Origin of the sequence: Pseudogemmobacter faecipullorum, from assembly GCF_020539525.1 — a bacterium.
Lineage (GTDB): Bacteria > Pseudomonadota > Alphaproteobacteria > Rhodobacterales > Rhodobacteraceae > Pseudogemmobacter > Pseudogemmobacter faecipullorum.
Map to the genome: position 1 here is coordinate 1 of NZ_JACDXX010000106.1, position 364 is coordinate 364.

Genomic DNA, 364 nt, shown 5'->3' on the forward strand with positions numbered 1-364 from the left:
TCCTGCGCGAACAGGGCTACGATGGAAACCCCATGTTCGTTCACAAAGAGGCAGGAGACATACGCGCTGAGATGTTTCCAATATGGCTGGACCTCTTTGATAAAGTGCTGGCTGCTAACCTCACAATCGATCAGGCCCGCAATTGGTCAGCCCTCGCGCACCGGATTGGCAAGGGCCTCAGCTATGGGCTTGCGCAGGCTGGCGATCCCCCAAACCTCCGCCGCTGATAGAGAGGCAGCTTGTCCGCCATCAGCACCCTTGGAACAGTTTGGCGTGATTGCGTAGCGGAGGCTTTGCGGCTCATCTTTATCCCAGTTGGAGTTGAAGATGATGAAGAGCCGAAGGACCGCGACAGCGAAACCCA

General features: G+C 56.6%; 1 protein-coding gene. It reads left to right on the plus strand.

What is annotated here, in order from left to right; all coding sequences use genetic code 11:
* A partial coding sequence (locus H0485_RS21415) for a globin family protein (RefSeq protein ID WP_494338148.1) occupies positions 1 to 227 on the plus strand: 227 nt, incomplete at its 5' end.
* Between the last annotated feature and the right edge of the window lie 137 nt (positions 228 to 364).